The organism is Streptomyces sp. CB01881 (genome assembly GCF_002953255.1).
GTDB lineage: Bacteria > Actinomycetota > Actinomycetes > Streptomycetales > Streptomycetaceae > Kitasatospora.
The window spans coordinates 6,915,105-6,935,779 of the sequence record NZ_CP026498.1; the positions used below are offsets into that span (position 1 = coordinate 6,915,105).

At 74.0% G+C, this 20,675-nt stretch carries 18 protein-coding genes and 1 riboswitch; of the genes, 10 read left to right on the forward strand and 8 right to left on the reverse strand.

The features are described from left to right. The first annotated feature begins 44 nt into the window (after positions 1-44). The 6 genes from C2142_RS20015 (at position 45) to C2142_RS20040 (ending at position 5,710) form a co-directional block, all read left to right on the forward strand. Positions 45-467: a hypothetical protein gene (locus tag C2142_RS20015; RefSeq protein WP_148643929.1), complete on the forward strand. Its 423-nt coding sequence runs from the start codon at positions 45-47 to the stop codon at positions 465-467. A gap of 186 nt (positions 468-653) precedes the next feature. After that, positions 654-1,529 (forward strand): NAD(P)-dependent oxidoreductase, encoded by an 876-nt coding sequence (locus C2142_RS20020; protein ID WP_148643930.1) that lies wholly within the window; start codon positions 654-656, stop codon positions 1,527-1,529. Positions 1,530-1,674: 145 nt separating this feature from the next. Continuing rightward, positions 1,675-2,232: a GNAT family N-acetyltransferase gene (locus C2142_RS20025; protein ID WP_162002509.1), complete on the forward strand. Its 558-nt coding sequence runs from the start codon at positions 1,675-1,677 to the stop codon at positions 2,230-2,232. A 53-nt stretch (positions 2,233-2,285) separates the two neighbouring features. Continuing rightward, the gene (locus tag C2142_RS20030; RefSeq protein WP_148643932.1) at positions 2,286-2,861 is read left to right on the forward strand and encodes an NAD(P)H-dependent oxidoreductase; all 576 of its coding nucleotides are present in this window, start codon (positions 2,286-2,288) and stop codon (positions 2,859-2,861) included. Positions 2,862-3,139: 278 nt separating this feature from the next. Further along, a complete protein-coding gene (locus C2142_RS41635; protein ID WP_148643933.1) occupies positions 3,140-4,354 on the forward strand; it encodes an LPXTG cell wall anchor domain-containing protein in 1,215 nt (404 codons plus the stop codon). A gap of 195 nt (positions 4,355-4,549) precedes the next feature. Next, positions 4,550-5,710, forward strand: a complete 1,161-nt coding sequence (locus C2142_RS20040) for a hypothetical protein (RefSeq protein WP_241003232.1) — start codon at positions 4,550-4,552, stop codon at positions 5,708-5,710. Between the two features lie 57 nt (positions 5,711-5,767). Here the strand turns inward: C2142_RS20040 and C2142_RS20045 are convergent, their stop codons facing one another. Next, the gene (locus C2142_RS20045; RefSeq protein ID WP_148643934.1) at positions 5,768-6,514 is read right to left on the reverse strand and encodes an aquaporin; all 747 of its coding nucleotides are present in this window, start codon (positions 6,512-6,514) and stop codon (positions 5,768-5,770) included. A 211-nt stretch (positions 6,515-6,725) separates the two neighbouring features. Here C2142_RS20045 and C2142_RS20050 point away from each other — a divergent pair, with 211 nt between their 5' ends. Then, positions 6,726-7,502, forward strand: coding sequence for a MerR family transcriptional regulator (locus tag C2142_RS20050; protein ID WP_148643935.1), 777 nt, complete (start codon positions 6,726-6,728; stop codon positions 7,500-7,502). Positions 7,503-7,544: 42 nt separating this feature from the next. On the opposite strand, the gene C2142_RS20055 is transcribed toward C2142_RS20050, so the two are convergent. Next, positions 7,545-8,654 (reverse strand): helix-turn-helix domain-containing protein, encoded by a 1,110-nt coding sequence (locus C2142_RS20055; protein WP_241002678.1) that lies wholly within the window; start codon positions 8,652-8,654, stop codon positions 7,545-7,547. Between the two features lie 235 nt (positions 8,655-8,889). On the opposite strand from C2142_RS20055, the gene C2142_RS20060 reads away from it, so the two are divergent. Together C2142_RS20060 and C2142_RS20065 are read left to right on the forward strand one after the other, a co-directional pair. Continuing rightward, positions 8,890-9,573, forward strand: coding sequence for a SigE family RNA polymerase sigma factor (locus tag C2142_RS20060; protein WP_241002679.1), 684 nt, complete (start codon positions 8,890-8,892; stop codon positions 9,571-9,573). Further along, positions 9,570-11,024 carry a hypothetical protein gene (locus tag C2142_RS20065; protein WP_148643936.1) on the forward strand — a complete coding sequence of 485 codons (1,455 nt, stop codon included), beginning with the start codon at positions 9,570-9,572 and terminating at the stop codon, positions 11,022-11,024. Before C2142_RS20060 ends, C2142_RS20065 begins: the two co-directional genes overlap by 4 nt. A 204-nt stretch (positions 11,025-11,228) precedes the next feature. Here C2142_RS20065 and C2142_RS20070 read toward each other — a convergent pair whose 3' ends face one another. Both C2142_RS20070 and C2142_RS41640 read right to left on the reverse strand, forming a co-directional pair. Beyond that, entirely contained in the window at positions 11,229-12,731 is a 1,503-nt protein-coding gene (locus C2142_RS20070; protein WP_241002680.1) for an aminopeptidase P family protein, read from the reverse strand. Positions 12,732-12,859: 128 nt separating this feature from the next. Continuing rightward, positions 12,860-14,365, reverse strand: coding sequence for a PP2C family protein-serine/threonine phosphatase (locus tag C2142_RS41640; RefSeq protein ID WP_148643938.1), 1,506 nt, complete (start codon positions 14,363-14,365; stop codon positions 12,860-12,862). Positions 14,366-14,954: 589 nt separating this feature from the next. Between C2142_RS41640 and C2142_RS20080 the strand changes: the two genes are divergently transcribed. After that, positions 14,955-15,596, forward strand: coding sequence for a bifunctional DNA primase/polymerase (locus C2142_RS20080; protein ID WP_148643939.1), 642 nt, complete (start codon positions 14,955-14,957; stop codon positions 15,594-15,596). Positions 15,597-15,977: 381 nt separating this feature from the next. Here C2142_RS20080 and C2142_RS20085 read toward each other — a convergent pair whose 3' ends face one another. The 4 genes from C2142_RS20085 to C2142_RS20100 form a co-directional block, all read right to left on the reverse strand. Then, a complete protein-coding gene (locus C2142_RS20085) occupies positions 15,978-16,964 on the reverse strand; it encodes a DUF5926 family protein (protein ID WP_148643940.1) in 987 nt (328 codons plus the stop codon). 123 nt (positions 16,965-17,087) lie between these two features. Then, the gene (locus C2142_RS20090) at positions 17,088-17,522 is read right to left on the reverse strand and encodes an ATP-binding protein (protein ID WP_346766386.1); all 435 of its coding nucleotides are present in this window, start codon (positions 17,520-17,522) and stop codon (positions 17,088-17,090) included. Positions 17,523-18,044: 522 nt separating this feature from the next. After that, positions 18,045-18,887 (reverse strand): glycerophosphodiester phosphodiesterase family protein, encoded by an 843-nt coding sequence (locus tag C2142_RS20095; RefSeq protein ID WP_241002681.1) that lies wholly within the window; start codon positions 18,885-18,887, stop codon positions 18,045-18,047. Between the two features lie 144 nt (positions 18,888-19,031). Next, a complete protein-coding gene (locus C2142_RS20100) occupies positions 19,032-20,513 on the reverse strand; it encodes a cytosine permease (RefSeq protein WP_194235794.1) in 1,482 nt (493 codons plus the stop codon). Further along, positions 20,506-20,654, reverse strand: a riboswitch (TPP riboswitch). Its footprint overlaps the gene before it by 8 nt. Positions 20,655-20,675: the final 21 nt, after the last annotated feature.

Here is a 20,675-nt window from a genome sequence, read left to right on the forward strand (position 1 = left end):
AAAGCCGGGTGCCGCTGTCGGTGGCGCGTGGCAGGCTTCCCGGTATGACGGCGTGGACCCTCAACGACATCGAACGTGCGATCCGCTCCTCCTGGGGTGTCGACACCTGTGCGCCCGAGGACCTGGCCCACTGGCGTCCCGACAATCCCGCCCGCGGCCAGTGCGGGGTGACGGCGATGGTGTTGCACGACCTGCTGGGCGGCGAGCTGATGATGGGCGAGGTGCACGTCGGCGGGGTCCGGACGGACCTGCACTGGTGGAACCGGTTCGCCACCGGCGTCGAGATCGACCTCACCCGCGAGCAGTTCGGACCGGACGAGCTGGTCGGCCCGGGGCGGCCGGTCGCCCGTCCGCAGCGCCCGGGCCGGCTCCAGGCCCAGTACGAGCTGCTGCGCCACCGGGTGGTCGCCGAGCTGGAGGCGGGCCTGCCCCGGGTCTCCGCCGTGCCCGAGCGGGCGGTCGCCTGAGCGGGCGGTCGCCTCAGTGGGGAGCGCCTCAGTGGGGAGCGCCCGAGTGGGCGGTCGCCCGGGCGTGGGGCGCGTGGACGCGGGCGCGCTTGAACCCTGCTGCGGGAGCGTCCTGACGTACAGTCGGGTGGGCCGGGCGTCCGGCAATACGTTGCCGGGCGAGGGTGGGAGTGTGCGGTGGGCGGGATGACGGTCGGGTTCGTGGGGCTCGGTGCGATGGGGCAGGGCATGGCCGCCAGCCTGCTGCGGGCCGGTCACCGGGTCCGGGTCTGGAACCGCTCGCCCGAACCGGTGGCCGCGCTGGTGGCCCAGGGGGCGGAGGCCGCCGACGGTCCGGCCGACGCGTTCGCCGCCGAGGCGGTGGTCTCGATGCTCGCCAACGACGAGGCGGTCGAGCGGCTGTTGCTCGACCCGGCCCTGCTGGCCGGGGCCGACGCCTCCGTCCACGTCAACATGGCCACGATCTCGGTGGCGCTCGCCGAGCGCGCCGAGGCCCTGCACGCCGCGCACGGCCTCGGTTACGTCGCCGCGCCCGTCCTCGGCCGGCCACCGGTGGCGGCGGCCGGAGAGCTCAACATCCTGGCAGCGGGGAGCCCGGCGGCGCTCGCCGCCGCGGAGCCGCTGCTCGCCGCGATGGGCCGGCGGACGTGGTACTTCGGTGAGCGCCCGCCGCAGGCCAACACCGCCAAGATCAGCACCAACTTCCTGCTGGCCTGCGCGATCGAGTCGATGGCCGAGGCGTGCAGTCTGGCCGAGGCCAACGGCGTCCGGCCGGTCGACCTGATCGAGATGCTCAGCGGCACGCTCTTCCCCGGGCCGGTCTACTCCGGCTACGGCGCGATGGTCGCCGAGCGCCGCTACGAACCGGCCGGGTTCCGGCTGCCGCTCGGCCTCAAGGACGTCAACCTCGCACTGACCGCGGGCGCCGACGCCCACGTGCCGCTGCCGTTCGGCGGCATCCTGCGGGACGCCTTCCTGGACGCGCTCGCGCACGGGGACGGGGAGAAGGACTGGGCGGCCGTCGCGGCCGTCGCCCGCCGCCGGGCCGGGCTCCCGGCGTAGCGCGACGCGAACCGGCGCACCGCCCCGCGGGCAGGCGTCGAACCCTGCGGCCCGGCGTCGAACCCTGCGGCCCGGCACCGAAGCCCCGCGTCCTGGCGGCGAAAACCCGGTGCCCGGCTCCGTAGCGGCTGCCTACGATCGCGCCGTGACGCTGACGAACGAACCCCGCTCCGGCGAGCCGTGGCTGGTCCGCACCGACCGGCTGGAGCTGCGCGCGGTCTGCGCCGACGACCTCGCCGAGCTGTTCCGGATCAACACCGACCCCCGGACGTGGAGCCACGTCCCCGAGGGGCGGCACCGGGACGAGGAGACCACCCGGGCCTGGATCGGACGGGCCGTCAAGTCCTGGGAGTCGTCCGGCCTGGGCTACTGGACGGCCCGGCTCCCGGCCGACGGCGCGGTGGTCGGCGTCGGTGGCGTCGCGTTCCAGCCCGCCTCCGGCTTCTGGAACCTCTACTACCGGCTGGACCCGGCGCACTGGGGCCGCGGCTACGCCACCGAGCTGTCCCGGGCCGCCGCCGACGCCGCCCGCCGGCACTCGCCCGAGGTGCCGGTGGCGGCCTGGATCCACACCCACAACGCCGGCTCCCGCGGGGTTGTGGCCCGGCTCGGTCTGGCCGACCGGGGTCTGCGCCGCGACCCGACGCTCGGCGAGCTGCTGCACCTGTACACGGACCGGCAGGTGCCGCCGGCCGTGTCGTAGCGCCGGCTCGTAGACTCGAACTCTTTTCGAGTCGTCACAGCCACGGGGGTCCCATGTCCGAGCAGCACGCCGGTACCGAAGCGCCGCGCAGCTTCCTCTTCCTGAACGCCAGCTCGCGGCCGGGCGGTAACTCCGAACAGCTCGCCAGGTTCGCCGCCGGGGCGAGCCTGCCGGCCGGTGCCGAGCAGCGCTGGCTGCGGCTGAGCGAGCACCCGCTGCCGTTGTTCGAGGACCGCCGTCACGCCGACGACGGCTTCCGCGAGCCGGCCGGGCACGAGCGGACCCTGCTGGACGCCACGCTGGCCGCGACCGACCTGGTCTTCGTCGCGCCGCTGTACTGGTACTCACTGCCGACCAGCGCCAAGCTCTACCTCGACCACTGGTCGGCCTGGTTGCGGGTGCCCGGCGCGGACTTCCGGGCCCGGATGGCCGGCGGCACCGTCTGGGCCGTCACCGCGCTGGCCACCGAGCCCGACAAGGCGGACCCGCTGATCGGCACCCTGCGGCTCTGCGCGGACTACATGGGCATGCGCTGGGGCGGTGCGCTGCTCGGCAACGGCACCCGCCCGGGGGACGTGCTGAAGGACGAACCGGCCCTGGCCGCGGCCGAGTCGTTCTTCGCCGGCTGACCCGTACCGGGGGAGGCCCCTCCGGGCGTGTACCGGTCACGCTGTGGTCACCCGGCAGTCGGGTGCAAAAGCCGCACAGGGCGACGGAGTTGGGCCAATCGGACAGGGCGTCGGCGGGGGCGTGTACGAAGCGTGGTACCCGCCTTCCGGGAGCGCGGGGTCCTTCGGTAGTCTCCGTCGGACTTTCAGCTTCGCGGGGGGACTGCTGTTCGGACAGCACCGCCCTGCCGCGCCCCCGGGCCGCGCCCGGAGACACTCTCGTGAGGTCTTCCTTGCCCATGTCCATTCGTCGCAGTCTTGCCCTCGCCGGCGCCGCCGCGCTCGCGTCCTCGATGGTGCTCGCCGGTGCCCAGGGCGCCGCCGCCGTCGGAACCACCGGCTCCCCGTCCGCCACGGCCGCGCCGCAGGCCGACAAGGCCGGTCACCAGAGCCTCGACCTGTCCGTGCACGGGGTGCCGGACACCTTCATCGCGGGTGGCGACGCCCGCGAGTTCACCTTCAAGATCGACAACTCCACCAAGCACGACTTCGTGCTCATCCCGCTGCTCAAGTTCAAGAACCGCGAGGGCAGCCTGAAGGCGGGCGACCTCAAGGTCGAGTACCAGCTGCCCGGCGGCCAGTGGCTGCCCGGCTCGGTCGCGCCCGGCGGCGGGGAGAGCGACGACAACGCGGTGCTCACCGTCCTCGGTGGCGTGGGCCAGGACGGCAACGTCGTCGACGACGCCCTCCAGGTCGTCAACCAGGGCAAGGCCCTCGTCATCAAGGTCCGGGCCTCCTTCACCAAGGACGCCCCGCTGGGCAAGGCCGGCGTGGTGCCGGTCGTGTTCTCCGCCCCGCTGGACGACAAGACCCACGAGCCGTCCGGCGAGGCCCGCTTCAGCTGCGACGGCATCCGCGGCGCGGGCTTCACCATCAAGGCCGGCGGCGGCAAGCCGAGCCCGACCGGCAAGCCCACCACGGAGAAGCCGACCGGCAAGCCGAGCCCGACGGCCACCCACTCGCCGTCCGCGTCCGCCTCGGCGTCGGCGACGACCAGCGCGTCCGCCTCGCCGTCCGCCTCGGCCACGAGCAGCGCGACCGCCTCGCCGTCCGCGACGACCAGCGCGTCCGCCTCGCCGTCCGCCTCGGCCACGAGCAGCGCGACCGCCTCGCCGTCCGCGACGACGACCGCGTCCGCCTCGCCGTCCGCCTCGGCCACCACCGCGCCGAGCGGGTCCGCCACCGGCTCCGCCCCGGCCCCGGCCGCGAGCAGCAGCGACGTGCAGCAGCCGATCGACTTCCCGGTGACGGTCCCGACCGTCACCGCGCCGAAGCTCACCCCGGCCGCCGTCACCAAGGCCAAGGCCGCCGCCGACAACGCGGACAAGGCGCTGGCCCAGACCGGTGGCGGTGACGACACCACCGCCATCGCGATCGCCGGCGGCGCCGTCCTCGCGGCCGGTGCCGGCACCCTCCTGGTGCTGCGCCGCCGCAAGACCGCCCAGCAGGGCTGAGCGCGGACGAACCGCTGAAGCGCCCCTCGGGTGTCCGCCCGCCGGACACCCGAGGGGCGCTTGCACTTCCACGGGGTCCCATAGGATGACCGGCCGGAGGGGGGCGGAACAGCGCGGAGAGGTACAGGGGTGCGGGGAGCACGTTCGGCACGGGTCAGGACCGACTACGAGGCCGCCACAGGGCGGATCGCAGGACTGCCGTTGCGCAGGCACCACGTCCTGCTGGTCGCCTGGACGGTGCTCTGGTTCCTGCTGGTCGAGCCCAGCGGCGGCTTCTCCTGGCACTACCTGCGCCAGGGTGAGGAGCTGCTCTTCAGCGGCCAGCCCGACGGCGGGCTCTCGCTCTACGCGCACCACCCCGAGCTGCAGATCGGCCCGGTCAGCCTGGCCGTGGCGAGGCTCTTCGACCCGTTCGCCCCGCACACCGGCGCGGTGCTGGCCGAGGCGGCGATGTCCGGGCTGGGCCTGGTGATGCTGGTCCTGGTCGGCCGTACCGCCGCCTGGTACTACCTCGGCACCGGCACCAACCACCGCCGGCTCCAGCAGCGGCTGCTGGTCGCCGGGCTGGCGTTCATCCCGATGTGGGTCGAGGTCTCGGTCCGCTTCGCGCACCTCGACGACGTGCTGGCGCTCTTCTTCACCACCCTCGCCGCGCACGCGCTGAGCCGTGGCAAGCAGATCCAGGTCGCCGTGTACCTGGCGCTGGCGGTGGACTCCAAGCCGTGGGCGCTGGCCTTCGCCCCGCTGATCCTCGCCCTGCCCCGGCCGGCCTGGCTGCGGACCGCGCTCTGGTTCGCCGGGCTGGTGGCCGTCGCGTGGCTGCCGTTCTACCTGGGCAACCTGGACACGGTGGCCGCCGCCAAGTTCACCATCCCCAACCAGCCGGCCTCCGCGTTGCGCTGGTTCGGGGTCACCGACCCGGCCACCCCGTGGTGGGACCGGCCCACCCAGTTCGCGCTGGGGCTGGCGCTGGGCAGCATCGCCGTCTGGCGCGGCCGCTGGCCGGCCGTCGTCCTGCTGGGGGCCGACGCCCGGATCCTGCTGGACCCCAGCGTCTACACCTACTACACCGCCTCGATCCTGCTCGGCACCCTGCTCTGGGACGCGGTCGGGCAGAAGCGGCTGGTCCCGTGGTGGAGCTGGATCGCGCTGGCCGCGCTGTACGGGGGCACGCTGCTGATCCCGTCGGACTCGGCACGCGGCCTCGTCCGGCTCGCCTTCGTGGTGGTCTCGGCCGGGTACGTGCTGCTCTGGCCCACCCGGCGGACCCGCCGTCCGCGCCGCGGGGGCCACGACCGGGCCGACGGCGGGGTGACCGGCCGGCGCGAGCGGGCGCTGGCGGGGACGGCCTCGTAGCGGGGGGCTTCAGCCCGCGACGGCGCCGGCCGCGCAGGGTCGGCACCCGAGCCGGCGTCAGCCCGCGACGAGGTCGCGCGCGTCGTCCGGCACCTGGGTGGTCCGCGCCGCCCGGGAGCGGCCGAACAGCGCCGCCGCCAGTGCCACGCCGACCGCCGCCCCGGCCAGCTGGGCCAGTACGAAGCCCGGCACGGAGCCGGGCGCTATCCCGGTGTAACTGTCGGTCAGGGCCCGCCCGAGGGTGACCGCCGGGTTGGCGAACCCGCCCGAGGAGGTGGCCCAGCAGGCCGCCCCGACCCAGAGGCCGACCGACGCCGGCACCAGCCGCCCGCGCCCGCTGCCGGCCAGCCCGGCCACCACCAGCATCAGCGTCCCGGTGGCGACCACCTCGCCGAGCCAGAGTGCGGTGCCGTCCCGGCCGTGCCCGGACGGCTCGGCGAACGGCCGCCCGAACATCACGTTGGCCAGGCCCGCCCCGGCCACCGCGCCGGCCGTCTGCGCGGCCGCGTACGCACCCAGCTCGCGCAGCGTCGGCACCGGACCGCTGCCGTCGCGTCGGCCGGCCCACCATGCGCCCGCCGTCACCAGCGGGTTGAAGTGCCCGCCGGAGAGCGGGCCGAGCAGTTCGATCAGTACCGTCAGGGCGAACGCCGAGGCGCCGACGTTGGCCAGGAACCGGACGGCGCCGTCGGAGCTGAGCGCGGCGGCCTGGATGCCCGAGCCGACCACCACGGCGGCCAGCGCCGTCGTGCCGACCGCCTCCGCGGCCAGCCGTCGTACCAGGGGCGGAGAGGTGGTGGTCATGGCGCCCATGCTGCTGGCTGCCGTCCGGCCCGGCAATAGGCGGCTTCGTCCAACCCGTGGCCCGGGCAGGGCCGTCCGCTAGGAGGGTCGCACGGTGCCGACGGCTCCCGGTGTGCGCGGGGCCGATGGGACCGGGTCTGCCGATACTGGGCTTGACCCTCACGTAACGGGAGGAGGGAGGCTCGTGGTCAGCAGGAAGGGAGCACCGCGGATGACCGGAGGACACTCGGTCGGTGAAGTGGCGAAGATCGCCGGAGTCACCGTCCGGACCCTGCACCACTACGACGAGATCGGACTGCTGTCCCCCCGGGGCCGCACCCCGGCCGGCTACCGCCGGTACCAGGACTCCGACCTCGACCGGTTGCAGCGCATCCTGTTCTACCGCGAACTCGGGTTCCCCCTGGAAGAGATCGCGGCCATCCTGGACGACCACTCGGTCAGCCCGAGCGAGCACCTGCGGCGTCAGCACCGGTTGCTGACCGACCGCATCGCCCACCTCCAGGAACTGGCCGCGGCCGTCGAACACGCCATGGAGGCACAGAAGATGGGTATCCAGCTGACCCCGGAGGAGAAGTTCGAGGTCTTCGGCCGGTCCTACCAGGAGGAGTGGGAGGCCGAGGCCGAGCAGCGCTGGGGCGACACCGAGGCCTGGGCACAGTCCCAGCAGCGCACCGGCGGCTACGGCAAGGCCGACTGGGAGCGGATCAAGGCCGAGGCGGACGCACTCAACGCCCGCCTGGTGGAGGCCTTCACCGCCGGCGAACCCGCCGACGGCGGCCCGGCCATGGACCTCGCCGAGGTTCACCGCCTGCACATCTGCGAGAACTTCTACGACTGCACCTTCGAGATCCACCGCGGCATCGCCGGGATGTACGTCGCCGACCCGCGGTTCACCGCCACCTACGAGCAGCTCGCCCCGGGCCTCGCCCAGTGGCTGCACGACGCGATGCTCGCCAACGCGGCCTTCCGCACCGGCGAGCCGGCCTAGGGATGACCTAGCGCCGGATGCCCTGACGCCCCCGGGCCGGGGTCAGGCGGCCCCGCGGCCGAAGCTGCGGCGGTAGGCGGTGGGGGAGGTGCGCATCACGCGGCCGAAGTGGTGGCGGAAGGTCGCGGCGCTCTCGAAGCCGACGGCGGTGGCGATCTCCTCCACCGAGCCCTCGGGGGATTCGAGCAGCGGCAGGCTGGCCGCGATGCGCTGGGTGACGACCCAGCGCATCGGGCTGGTGCCGTTGCGGGCGGTGAAGTGGCGCAGGTAGGAGCGGTCGGACATCTGGGCGGCGCGGGCCAGCAGGGAAACGGTCAACGGTGAGGAGAGGTGGTCCATCGCCCACTGCATGGAGCGGGCGATGCCGTCGTCCTCCTCGACCGGCCGGACGGCCGCCTCGATGAACTGGGCCTGGCCGCCGTCCCGGTGCGGGGGCACCACGAAGCGGCGGGCGACGCTGTTGGCCACCTTGGCGCCGTGGTCCCGGCGGACCAGGTGGAGGCAGAGGTCGATCCCGGCGGCGCTGCCGGCGCTGGTCAGCACGGAGCCGCCGTCCACGTAGAGCACGTCCGGGTTGACGCGCACCGACGGGTGGCGCTGCTGGAGCAGCTCGGCGTACCGCCAGTGGGTGGTGGCCTCGCGGCCGTCCAGCAGGCCGGCGGCGGCCAGTGCGAAGGCGCCCGAGCAGATCGAGACGATCCGGGCGCCGCGTTCGTGTGCCGTGCGCAGCGCGGCGACCAGTCCGGGGGAGACGTCGCCGCTGAACGCGTTGGGCACCCCGGGGATCACGACGGTGTCGGCGGCGGCCAGGTCGTCGAGGCCGTGACGGGCGGTCAGCGAGAAGCCGCCGACGGCGTTCAGCTCCGTGCCCGGCCGGTCGGCGCAGACCTTGAGCCCGTACCAGGGAGCCGCCAGCAGGCCGCTGAGCTCCGGCCGGGCGAGTCCGAACACCTCGACCACCACGCCGAGTTCGAACGGCGTCATGCCGTCGAAGGCGTACACCGCGACGTCGTGCACCGGCTCCGGGCGCCGCCCGATCGCGACGGCCACCGGCCCGGTCGGCGGCCGGACCGCCGTCTGCTGTTCGGCCGTCCGCCGGTCCGTCGTCCGCCGGTCCGTCGTCCGCTGCTCGGACGGCTGCTGATCGGCCACGGGAGACCCCCTGCTGACGGGTGGCGGGACGGCGGTGAGTGTAGCCGTTCCGGCCGGTCCGGAACTTTTCCGGGAACGACTGCAACCCCGGGCCTCGCCGCGCGTCCATCGGTATGGGGGGCGTTCCGGAGCCGGAAGAACGGTACTGGCAGGATTCCCGCAGATCACGATCATGATCACAGTTCCTGACGGGCCGGTCGCACCGGAAGCCGTCCTGGGGGAAAGCAGAACGTACATGTCCATGGCCATCGGGCCGATCGCGGGACCCGGGCGGAGCCGCGGCTTCTCCTTCGCCGGGCTGGTCGCTCTCCTCTTCGGCGCTCAGGAGGCCGCCTCCGCGCCGGCCGACGTGAGCGCGGACCAGGAGGCGGCACAGCGCCGTTCGGGCTTCCGACTGCTGCGCGGGGGGCGCAAGCGGGCGGCCGAGGAGGAGCGGCCGACCCTGACCGATCTTTACCACGCGCACCGGCTGGGCCTGGTCCGGATGGCCGTCCTCCTGGTCGACCACCAGGACCTGGCCGAGGACGTCGTCCAGGAGGCCTTCACCCAGCTCTACCAGCGGCACGGGGAGCAGCTGGAGGACCTGGACAACGCGCTCGGGTACCTGCGGACCTCGGTGGTCAACGGTGCTCGGTCGATGCTGCGGCGCCGGAAGACGGCCCGCGAGTACGTTCCCCCGCACGAGGCCGATGCGCCGTCGGCCGAAGACCACGCCGTGCTCAACGACGAGCACCGGCGGGTCCTGGTCGCCCTGCAGGAGCTGACCCCCCGCCAGCGCGAGGTACTCGTGCTGCGCTACTGGTCGGACATGTCGGAGGCGCAGATAGCCGAGACCCTGGGGCTGTCCCGGGGCGCCGTGAAGTCCACCGCCAGCCGGGCATTGGACGCCTTGGAAAAGCATCTGGAGAAGGTTCGATGACCGACAAGCTTCCCCGCCAAATCGGCGGCGACGGTGGCGGGCCGGACGAAACCCCGATGGAACGGCTGCTCCGCGAGGCGATGAACGCCCGTGCGACGCAGATCACCGCGCACAGCCTCCGCCCGTCCGTCCCGCCGAGCAGCCGGGTCCGCCGGCTGCGGCCTGCGTACGTCGCCGCCGTGCCGCTGTTCGGCCTGGCCGCCGCGGTGGCGTTCGGCGTGCTCGCCTTCAACGGCGGCCCCGTCGCCAAGCAGGAGGACCCTGGTCCGGCCGCCACCGTTCCGGTCACGGCGAGCCCGAGCCCGACGGCCGAGCCGACGACGACGCCGAGCGCGACCCCGAGCGCCACCGCCTCGGCCACCGCCACCATGACCGAGGAGCCGGGCGGGGCGGTCGAGCCGACGTCCAGCGGCAGCCCGAGCACCACCAACAGCGCCACCACGCAGGCCAACACGCCCGCGACGCCGTACACCTTCCGCGGTGTGAAGTTCACGGTGCCGGCGGGCTGGCGGGTCGCGCCGCTGAGGGAGCCCGGGACCTCCACGCTCTGCGTCCTGGCCCCGGGGGCCCCGCAGACCGCGACGGCGACCGACTGCTCCCCGTACGGCGCGGAGCTGAGCGTCTACAGCACGGCCGAGGAGGTGGACCACGCGACCTGGCCCACCGTGGACAGCGGCGACCTGGACGACGGCTGGACGACCCAGCCCTACTGCCCGGTCTGGGGCAACCCGCACCCGATCGGCGGGTCCGACCAGCTGAAGAACACCACCGCTCCGCTGCGCACCCGGGACATCGTGGCGGGCCGTCCCGTCTTCAAGACCCAGTGGCAGGTCTCCTGCAACGCCAAGGAGAGCTTCACCGCGCAGCTCTGGTCGCTCAAGTCCGACCAGGTCTTCCTCGCGGCGGTCGGGCTCAAGCCCGAGCACCAGTCCGGCCTGGTGTCGATCCTGAACACGATGGACCTGAGCGGGCGGACGGCCCCGCAGCTGAAGTCGAACCAGAACGCCGTCGCCGTCAGCGTCGACGGCCTGGCTTCGGGCCAGCAGGTGACCAACAACGGCACGACGGTGTCCTTCTCGGTGACGTACAAGAACACCGGCCAGACCGGCTACGCCTCGGTCCAGCCGCTGGTCTACACCGAGCCGTACGCGGGTACGCCCGCCGGTGCGGTGCAGATCAACGAGGGCAAGCTGGAGCGGCTGGACGGTGACGTCTGGAAGCCGCTGCCGCTCTCGCCCGGCGGTGGCATGGACTACGCGATGCTGGGCAAGGACGCCTCGTTCCCGCTGGCGCCCGGCCAGAGCAGGACGGTCAAGTACCGGATGTCCCTGGCCACCACCGACGGGGCCGGGGTCATGCCGGTGACGGCGCGGGCGACGCTGCCGTTCGACGGAACCAGCCAGCTGACGGTCATCGGCGAGCGCAGCGTTCCGGTGCGCGTCGTCAAGTAGCCCGTCCGTTCGGCCCGATGAGGCGCCGTGAGCAGGGTCTTCGCCCTGGTCGCGGCGCCCTTCGCATGTCGTGGGGACCGGTGAGAAGCTCACCTTCGAGGCCGGGGCGGTGGCGGACGGCCACGACGGCCCGGCCACGACGGCGACGGCCCGGCTCCCCCGTCACGGGGGGACCGGGCCGTCGCCGTCGTCACGTCACCGGGCTCAGGCGAGCGAGGCCATCCACGCCTCGACGTCCCCGGAGCGGCGCGGAAGACCGGCCGAGAGGTTCTCGTTGCCGTCGGCGGTGACCAGGATGTCGTCCTCGATCCGGACGCCGATGCCGCGGTACTCCTCGGGCACCGTCAGGTCGTCCTGCTGGAAGTACAGGCCGGGCTCGACGGTGAGCACCATGCCGGGCACCAGCAGCGCGTCGACGTGCTCCTCGGTGCGGGAGTGGGCGCAGTCGTGGACGTCCAGGCCGAGCATGTGGCCGGTGCCGTGCAGGGTCCAGCGGCGCTGGAGGCCCAGCTCCAGGACCTTCTCGACGTCGTACGCGGAGCCGTCCAGCAGGCCCCAGGCGAGCAGGCGCTCGGCGAGCACGCGCTGCGAGGCGTCGTGGAAGTCGCGGAACCGGGCGCCGGGCTTCACGGCCGCGATGCCGGCCTCCTGTGCGTCGTAGACCGCGTCGTAGATCTTGCGCTGGAGATCGTTGAACCGGCCGTCGATCGGCAGCGTGCGGGTGACGTCGGCGGTGTAGAGGGTGTGCGTCTCCACGCCGGCGTCCAGCAGCAGCAGCTCGCCCGGACGGACCTCGCCGTCGTTGCGGACCCAGTGCAGGGTGGTGGCGTGCGGGCCGGCGGCGCAGATGGAGCCGTAGCCCACGTCGTTGCCCTCGACCCGGGCGCGGCGCCAGAAGGTGCCCTCGATCCAGCGCTCGGAGGTGGCGACGGCCTGGCCCAGCTCGCGGACCACGTCGGTGAAGCCGTTGACGGTCGCGGCGCAGGCGGCGCGCAGCTCGCCGATCTCCCACTCGTCCTTGACCAGCCGCAGGCCGCTCAGGAACTCCTTGAACTCGGCGTCCTTGTCGGCGTCCAGCACCTCGGCCAGCGCGGCCTCCAGGCCGGCGTCGTAGCCGCGCACGATACGGGTCGGGACGGCGTCGCCCTTGGCCCGCTCGGCCAGCTCGTCGGCGGCCTTGCGGACGTCGCGGGCGGGCAGGCCGAGCAGCTGCTCCTGCTCGGTGAGGCTGTGGCGGCGGCCGACCCAGAGCTCGCCGTAGCCGTCCAGCCAGAACTCGCCGTTCTCCCGGTCGGAGCGGGGCAGCAGGTAGAGGCCGAAGGTGTGGCCGCTGTCGCCGGTGGGCTCGGCGACGAGCACCGCGTCCTCGGTCCGGTCGCCGGTGAGGTGCACGTACTCGCTGGCGGCGCGGAAGTCGTAGTCGGTGTCGTTGGCGCGCACCCGCAGGTTGCCGGCCGGGACGACGAGGCGCTCGCCGGGGTAGGCGGCGGACAGCCGGGCGCGGCGCTCGGCGGCGTACGGGGCCTGGGCGACCGGGGCGAGGCCGTGCAGCTCGGTGTCGGCCCAGCCGGACTTCATCGAGGCGGCCAGCTCGTCGGAGATCTCCGAGTACAGGCCGTTCTTGCGGCCCTTGAACTGCTTCGGCTGCTCCTCGCCGCCGGTGGCCTCGGGGTTCTCGGCCACTGCCGGGGTGCGGTCCTCGGTCACGTACGTCGCCTCCTTGCGCGTGGTGCCGCCCCGGCCGCGTCGGATCGCGACGCGCGTGGGCGGCCGTCCGTCCATGGTACGGACGTACGGCCGCCCACCTGTTCGGGGTGCGGCGGGAGGCGCCGGGCCTACGCGAAGCGGGCCGCGAGCAGCATCAGGTCGTCGGTGGCGGGGGCGGCGTCCGGATCGGGGCAGACGGCCAGCAGGTGGGCGCAGAGCCGGTCCGGGTCGATCCGCACGTCGCGCGGGGCGTCGGCCGCGGCCCGGCGCAGGTTGGCCTGCCCGGCGTGCAGGGTCGGGCCGCAGCGGCGGGCCAGGCCCTCGGTGTAGAGCAGCAGGGTGTCGCCGCGTCCGGCGGTCAGTTCGACCCCCGGCGCCTCCCAGCAGGAGAGCATGCCGAGCGGGGCGGAGAGCGAGGTCTCGATGAACTCGGCGCCGTACCGGGTGACCAGCACCGGCGGGCAGTGCCCGGCGCCGGCCAGGGTGATCCGGCGGTCCTCCGGCTCCACCCAGGCGTAGACGGCGGTGGCGCTGCGGGTGGGCTCGGTGGTCTTGAGCAGCAGCTCCAGGTCGCCGAGGACGGAGACCGGGTCCTCGCCCTCCAGCACCGCGTACGCCCGCAGGGCCGCCCGGACGCGGCCCATCGCGGCGGCCGCGCCGGGCGCCGAGCCCGGTCCGGCGCCGGGGCCGTCACCGGAGACGCTGCCGACGGTCAGGCCGACGGTGCCGTCCGGCAGCGGGATGGCGTCGTACCAGTCGCTGCCGCAGGAGTGGTCCAGGCCGGCCGGGACGAGCCGGGCGGCGAGGCGGAGCCCGGCGGGCTGCGGCAGGCGGTCGGGCAGCAGGCCGCGGCGGAGCGCCTCGATGGTGCGCCGCACCTTCTCGGCCTCCAGCTGCTTGGCCAGCAGCGGGGCGGCCACCTCGCAGTACCGGCGGGCCAGCTCGCGCTGGCGCTCGGCGGGTCCGGCGGGCTCGTCGTAGAACCAGAGGGCGGCGGCCAGCGGGCCCTCCTCCTCGGTGGCGAGCGGCAGGCCGTAGCAGCCGCCGAGGCCGAGGTGGGCGGCGAGCTCGCGCAGCCGGGGGCCGATCGCGGGGTCGTCGGCGAGGTCGCGGGAGGACAGCTGGGCCGGGCGGTCGTGCTCGCGCAGCAGCCGGGCGACCAGGCTCTGTTCCGGCGGCACCGTCTCCAGCGCGCCGAGGCTGGCGCGGTCCAGGCCGTGCCCGACGGGCTGGCTGGGCCCGCCGCCGGGCAGCGCGGTGACCAGCAGGGCGCGGCGGGCGCCGAGCAGGGCGGTGCCGGAGGCCAGCACGGTGTCCAGGGTGGCGGTGAGGCCGCGGGCGCGGGCGAGCAGCTCGGTGTGCTCGTGCAGGCTGGTGAAATCGGACAGCCGTCCGGCCAAACGGTCCTGCACCGCGGACGCGGGGGCGGTGCGGTCCCCGGTGGGTCCGGCCGGCTCGTCGGCGGCGGTCCCGCCGCCGGGCCCGGTGGGCTCCCCGGACGGTCCGGCGGCCTGTTCCACGGCCGGTCCGGCGGCGGGGCCTGGGAAGCCCGGGGGGTCGAGCACCGAGAGCCCGCTGGCGCCGCAGGGCTCGCCGGGCTCGGAGGAGGTCGACGGTGGGTGGGACTCGGTCATGCCGCCACTCCTGACGCGGTACGTGTCATGCGGAACCCCCGGGTACGGCCGATGGGAGCGAGGACGGCCAAAGGGCGCGTTTCGCCTCGATTCACTACTACTCGTCATTGATCGACAGCAATGCCACCACTTCTACACAGGCCATTCGGGGCATGTCCAGATCCGTGACGACGCGGGCGGCCGGTTCCCCGCCCGCCGCAGCCCGCTCGGGGGCGCGAGCCGTTGATGCGCGCGCCGGTGGGGCCGAGGGCATGGAGCGGCCGGAGAACGGGCAGAACCGTGGGGACGGCTCCGGTGGCCGTCCGGATCGTATGCTTTGGCGGCCCGCGGACCGGGCCGGCCGGAAGTCACTCACTCGTACGGTGGAACCAACCGCGCCCGGGCGGCGTCCATCCGGTCGCATACGGGATTCTCGTTCCAAGGGCTGTTCTAATCCGCGGCCCTTTCAGGTCGTGCTCCACACCGTGCTCCACCGCTGCCACGCCGCTCGTCGCGCCCCCGCCCCTTCTCCGGGCCCGGTGCGGCGCACCCCGACGCGGGCCGGCGGGCCCCGGAGCGAACCGAGCGGTCACGGAAAGGAACGAGCGCCATGCGTGAGAACCCGAGGAGCAGCCGTTCGGCGGCCCGTGCCGCCCGGCTGGCCGAGGCCCTGGCGGCCGCCGTCGACCACCGCTGGCCCGTGGTGCCCGGCACGCTCGTGGTCGGCGGCGCCTGTTCCTGCGGCGACCCGGACTGCGCCGTCCCCGGCGCCCATCCGTACGACCCGTCGCTGCTCGCCGCCACCACCGACGCCCGGATGGTGCGGTGGTGGTGGGAGCGGCAGAGCCCGGACGCGCCGGTGCTGGCCGCGACCGGCCGGACCGTCTCGGCGGTCAGCCTGCCCGCGGCGGCCGGTGTCCGCGCGATCGCCTACCTCGGCGCGCTGAGGCTGCCGCTCGGCCCGGTGCTCGCGCTGCCCGGCCGGTACGCGCTCCTGGTCGCCCCCTACTCGCTGGACGTGCTCGGCGAGATGCTCGTCCAACTCCCTTGGGTTCCAGGCTCGTTGCGCTACCACGGGGCGGGCGGATTCCTCCCGCTGCCGCCCGGCGGCGGGGCGGGCGGTCAGGTGCGCTGGGTACGGGCGCCCCGCGCGGCGGCCGACGGCGGGGTCTGGTTGCCCCAGGTCGGGCCGCTGCTGGGCGAGTTGGTCGAGGCGACGGTCCGTCTGGACAGCGGGCGTTCGGCGTACTGAGCGGCGTTGCACGTGGTGCGGCGCCGGTCGGGGCGCCGAACGCGCCGGGCCCTTCGCGGTGATCCGCGGGCTTGGTGCCGGTCTTCGCGCCGGGCTCGGCGCGGTCTTCGCGGGGCTGGTGCGGCCTCTTCGTGCGGCTGGTGCGGACGCTCCGCGGGGCTCGCCGTGGGCCCGTGTGGCGGACTGATCGGGCACGGCCGAACGGCTTGATCCGGAAAAACAAAAGATCCGGCCGCTGGCGACGGGGGATGCACCAGCGACCGGACTCTTTAGACAGTAACAAGGATCCGCGGCCACGCCAATTTCCAAGAGGCCTTCACAGCCCGGAAATTGCGGTCCTGACGGCCAATGTGACGCGTATCACCCGGATCCCGGCCGCCTTTAGTTCAGGGTGACCTGACGGTTCACCAGGTTCGCCCGTGCGCGCCGCTCCTCGGCGGTCAGCGGCGCGGTGTCGGACAGCGTCGCGGCGAGCCGCTCGGCGAACTCGGCGGCCGGCTTCTCGCAGTCGGCCGCCGTCATGGCGAGCGGCAGGTCCCAGACCGGGACGGTCAGGCCGTGCGCGCGGAACGAGCCGACCAGGCGGGTGTCCGGGCCGATCGAGGACCGGTCGGCGGCGGTCAGCCGGGCCAGCGCGTCCAGCAGCTGCTCCTCCGGGACGGTCATCACCCAGCGCAGGTGGTTCTTGTCCGGGGTGCCGCACCAGTACGCGGAGTCCACGCTGTCGAGCTTCTCGGTCGGGATCGCCGAGGCGTTGGCGCGCTCCAGCGAGGCGGCCACCTCGCCGGTGGCGGTCTCGGCGTCCTCCAGCCAGAACTCGAAGCCGGTGTGCACGGCGGGCACGAAGGCGGCCTCGGCGTCCAGCAGGTCCTGCAGACGGCGGCCACCCGGGACGGTGCGGCGGGCCGGCACCGGCGTGCCGGGCTCGGTGGCGAGCGCGAGCTCCAGCGCGTCGGCCAGGTCGCGGCTGAGGTCACCGGAGGCGGACTGGGTCTGCAGGCCGAGCAGGATCGAACCGTCCTGGCGGCGCAGGGCCGGCCAGGCCAGCGGCAGCACGGTGGCCAGCGTCACCGACGGGACGTCACCGTTGGCGGCCTCGGCCACCCCGGCGGCCAGCGTCAGGGGCACCGTCGCGGCCGGCACCAGCTCGCGCAGCGCCACCCAGTCGGCCTCGCCCGGCAGGCCCTCGAACGGGCGGTGCACCAGCTCCTGCACGGCGTGCGAGGCCTCGCGGCCGTGACACGCCTTGTACCGGCGGCCCGAACCGCAGGGGCAGTCTTCGCGGGCCCCGACGACGGGGATCTCGCCCGTGACGGCGGTGGTGGACTGGCTGCGCTGCGGCGCCTTCTTGGCGGCCTTCTTGCCCATGGTGCGGCTCTCCCGGGGACGGTTGTGTTGTGCTCCGGGCAGCCTACTGACGTTCTCCCGGCACGTGGGCACGCGCCGGGACGCCGGGCGGGGGAGGGGATGCCCCCGGGGGTCGCGCAGACCTCAGGCGCTGCGGGCATCACCGCCGGTGCGCCGGGCGTGCCGGGCCCGGGCGGGCAGCGCCGCCCACACCGTCACCTCGCCGGGCGCGTCGCGCACGCCCCAGTCGCTGGCCAACTGGCCGACGATGCTCAGCCCGCGGCCGCCGCGCGAGGTCAGCGACGGGCTGGCCGGGGACGGCCGGGTCTGCGCCCCGCCGTCGGTCACCTCCAGGGTGAGGACTCCGTCCGCGTGCATCTGCCAGCGGACCAGGACGCCGCCGCCGTCCTCTCCGTCGTCCGGCTGGGCGGCCTGGGCGTGGGCCTGTGACTGGGCGTGGGCGTGGGCCTTGGCCGGGGCGGCGGCCCTGGCCGTGGCGCCCGGTGCGCCGGCGGCACCCGAGGGGACGCCGACCAGTACCTGGTCCACCACCTCGGCGCGGGCGCTACGGCCGAGCACCGGCAGCGGGCCGAGCGGCCGTGCGTAGCGACAGGCATTGCTCAGTAGTTCGGAAAGGATCAGAACAGCATCATCAATGACCGGTTCCGGTATCTCCCGGTCACCCAGATCTCGACGCAGTCGGCGCCGTGCGACCCCGACACTCGCTGGGCCGTGCGGCACTGCCATGGTCGATGAAGTCGGCACTTCACGCGCCACCATCAACGCCACCCCCGGACCTCCTTCAGCGTATGCCGAGGGATGGATGCCCCTTGGTAATGCGTCGGAAACGACCGCGCGGCGATCCCTCGCGGACATTTCAAGCACCGCGACCCACGGTGCGCGACAGGTGATTCGACGCTCACCCTCCGTCGTGAAAACGGATAATCTCCGGCAAAAACGATCGTGGAAGGTTTGGGTTCCTACCAGGGCGATCAATAGATCGCTCAGGTGGAACCGCGCCCCGCCGGCCGGTCCCCGTCGGCGGCTCCCCGTCGGCCGTCATCGTCGGCCGGTCATCGTCGGCCGGTCACCGTCGGCCGGTCACCGCCCGAGCTGGGCCAGGACCTCCGCCGGGCGGTTGGTGATGATCGCCGACACCCCGAGCTCCAGGCAGAGCTCCACGTCGGCCGGCTCGTCCACGGTCCAGACGTGCACCTGGTGGCCCAGCTCGCGCAGCCGCGTCACCAGCCGGGGCCTGGCCCGCACCAGGTCGATGCCGGGCCCGGCGATCCGGGCCCGGCCCGGCAGCGTCGCGCCCGGGCGGAGCCGGCCCTGCAACGGCAGCATCCGCTCGAAGAGGAAGACCCGCGGGTACTCCGGTACGGCGGCGGCCACCCGGGTCAGGGCCAGCGAGGAGAAGCTCATGATCCGGGCCTGCGGGCGGTCGCCCTCGCGGGGACCGTCGTCCTGCTGCGCCCCGCCGATCTTGAACCGGTCGAGCATCCGCAGCAGCTCGCTCTCCACCCGCCCCCGGAAGCGGACCGGGTGCTTGGTCTCGATCGCCAGGTCCACCGGCCGTCCGCAGTCCGCGACCAGCTCCAGCAGGCTCTCCAGCCGCAGCACGCCGCGCAGCTCCGGGTCCTCGCTCGGCACGCCGGTCTTCCACGCGCCGAAGTCGTGCGCCTCCAGCTCCGCCAGCGTCATCGCGGAGACGGTGCCGCGGCCGTCCGAGACCCGGCCGATCCGGCGGTCGTGCACGCAGACCAGCTGCCCGTCGGCGGTCACCCGGACGTCGCACTCGACCGCGTCCGCGCCTTCTTCGAGCGCCCGGCGGTAGGCCGCGAGCGTGTGCTCGGGCAGCGCGTGCGAGGAACCGCGGTGGGCGATCACCTGGACGGGCGGCGCGGTGCGCGCCGCCGTCGGGGAGAGGTCAGGGCTGGTCACGCGTCCACGATAGGCGTCGCAGGTGACGGGCATGCGAAGACGGCCCCAACCTGCGGGGCCGTCTTCGTCCGGGTGTCTTCCGGGCCGGGTCGTCCTCGCCCGGGGGCGAGGACGGTCGGGGCGTCACCGGTCGGGCGGCGGGGGTCAGCCGGCGGGCGTCCCGGCCGGTGCGGGCCGCCGGGTCAGCGGGGAGAGCGCCCAGGTGGCCAGGGCCGGCACCAGGAAGCCGAACAGCGACGCCGAGGTCCACTCCTGCGGCGTGAAGTGCAGCGCCTGCTGGGCGGAGGTCCAGAAGTCCGTCCACCAGCCGGCGATCGCGGTCGGGGCGATCAGCTGGTACACCGCGAAGCCGAGCGCCCACGGCAGCAGCATCAGCCAGCGCGACGGCGCGTCGTCGGAGAGGTTCCAGCCGCGCCGCCCGGCGCCGAGGAAGTAGTCCACCGCCAGCACTGCGAACATCGGCACGAACACCGAGCCGATCAGGCCGAGGAAGGCGTAGTAGGAGTCGGTGAACTCGGTGATCTGCAGCGCCAGCACGGTGATCAGCAGGCCGGTCCCGCCGGTCAGCACCCGGCGGTCCACCTTCGGCAGCAGGTTGTGGACCGACATCGCGGTCGAGTACACGTTGGCGAAGGACTGGTCGGTCTCGCGCAGCACCAGGACCAGCAGGAAGAACCAGCCCGCCCAGACGCCCAGGAACGAGTCGAAGATCTTGGTGGCGTCCCCGTCGGACTGCAGCAGCGCGAACAGCCCGAGCACGTAGCACCAGACCTGGGCGATGGTGTAGCCGGAGAAGCTGCCCCAGAACGCGGCGCGCGGGGTGCGCGAGTGCCGGGTGTAGTCGGCGGCCAGCGGCACGAACGAGATCGAGACGGCGATCATCGCGTCGGTGGCCTTCAGGAAGCCGTGCCAGTTGCCGGCGCCCGGGTCCGGCACGCCCTGGCGGCCCAACTGGACGGTGAAGTACACCATCGCCACCGCCACCGCCCCGGCGACGAAGCGGCGCAGCACCGCGATCGCGCCCAGCGGCCAGATGGTCAGCGCGGTGGTCACCGCACCGGCCAGGACGACGAAGACCCAGCGGTAGCCCTCGGTGTGCGCGACGGTCTGCGCGCCCATCGCGATGACCAGCAGCTCGTACACGCCCCAGCCGATGCACTGGACGATGTTCAGCACGGTCGGGACGTACGAGAGCCTCGTACCGAACAGCCCGCGCAGGTTCGCCATCGCCGGGGCGCCGGTGCGCGCGCCGATCAGCGCGGCCACGCCGAGCATCGCCGTGCCGACCACGGTGCCGGCCACGATCGCGGTGACGGCGGCGGCCAGCGAAAGCTCGCTGCCCTGTGCGCCCAGCACGGTGGCGGCGGTGGTGAAGCCGATCAGGCTGACGCCGAGGTTCATCCAGAGCGCGAAGTGGTCCCGGAAGCGGAGCGTGCGCGGCGGCTCGGTGTCCAGGACGAGTGGCGCCTCGACCCGGCCCTCGTGCTCCGGCCGGTCCAGCACCGCGGCGGCGGCCCGGGAACCGGCGGCGGGGGCGGTCGCGTCCGAGTGAACGGTCGTGGACGACTCGGGGAAACCCTTGGACGCGGGCGCGCCCGAAGAAGAGGATGGCGAAGCAGGCGGCATGGCCGATACTCCCTACGCCGGCATTACCCGGACAGGTTCCGGCGGTCTGCGCCCCCTCGACGATCCGTCCACGGAGTCCGTGGCGTACGGTCGACCGGCGCACTCTCAGCCTGGTGGGTCCAAGCTCCCGCGTGTCAGTTTGGAGCGACAGGCTAACCGGCG

Excerpts from the sequence above, each read along its gene's own strand:
- C2142_RS20015 (WP_148643929.1), top strand. The coding sequence starts at position 45 with ATGACGGCGTGGACCCTCAACGACATCGAACGTGCGATCCGCTCCTCC.
- C2142_RS20020 (WP_148643930.1), top strand. The coding sequence starts at position 654 with ATGACGGTCGGGTTCGTGGGGCTCGGTGCGATGGGGCAGGGCATGGCC.
- C2142_RS20030 (WP_148643932.1), top strand. The coding sequence starts at position 2,286 with ATGTCCGAGCAGCACGCCGGTACCGAAGCGCCGCGCAGCTTCCTCTTC.
- C2142_RS41635 (WP_148643933.1), top strand. The coding sequence starts at position 3,140 with ATGTCCATTCGTCGCAGTCTTGCCCTCGCCGGCGCCGCCGCGCTCGCG.
- C2142_RS20045 (WP_148643934.1), bottom strand. The coding sequence starts at position 6,514 with ATGACCACCACCTCTCCGCCCCTGGTACGACGGCTGGCCGCGGAGGCG.
- C2142_RS20050 (WP_148643935.1), top strand. The coding sequence starts at position 6,726 with ATGACCGGAGGACACTCGGTCGGTGAAGTGGCGAAGATCGCCGGAGTC.
- C2142_RS20060 (WP_241002679.1), top strand. The coding sequence starts at position 8,890 with ATGTCCATGGCCATCGGGCCGATCGCGGGACCCGGGCGGAGCCGCGGC.
- C2142_RS20065 (WP_148643936.1), top strand. The coding sequence starts at position 9,570 with ATGACCGACAAGCTTCCCCGCCAAATCGGCGGCGACGGTGGCGGGCCG.
- C2142_RS41640 (WP_148643938.1), bottom strand. The coding sequence starts at position 14,365 with ATGACCGAGTCCCACCCACCGTCGACCTCCTCCGAGCCCGGCGAGCCC.
- C2142_RS20080 (WP_148643939.1), top strand. The coding sequence starts at position 14,955 with ATGCGTGAGAACCCGAGGAGCAGCCGTTCGGCGGCCCGTGCCGCCCGG.
- C2142_RS20085 (WP_148643940.1), bottom strand. The coding sequence starts at position 16,964 with ATGGGCAAGAAGGCCGCCAAGAAGGCGCCGCAGCGCAGCCAGTCCACC.
- C2142_RS20100 (WP_194235794.1), bottom strand. The coding sequence starts at position 20,513 with ATGCCGCCTGCTTCGCCATCCTCTTCTTCGGGCGCGCCCGCGTCCAAG.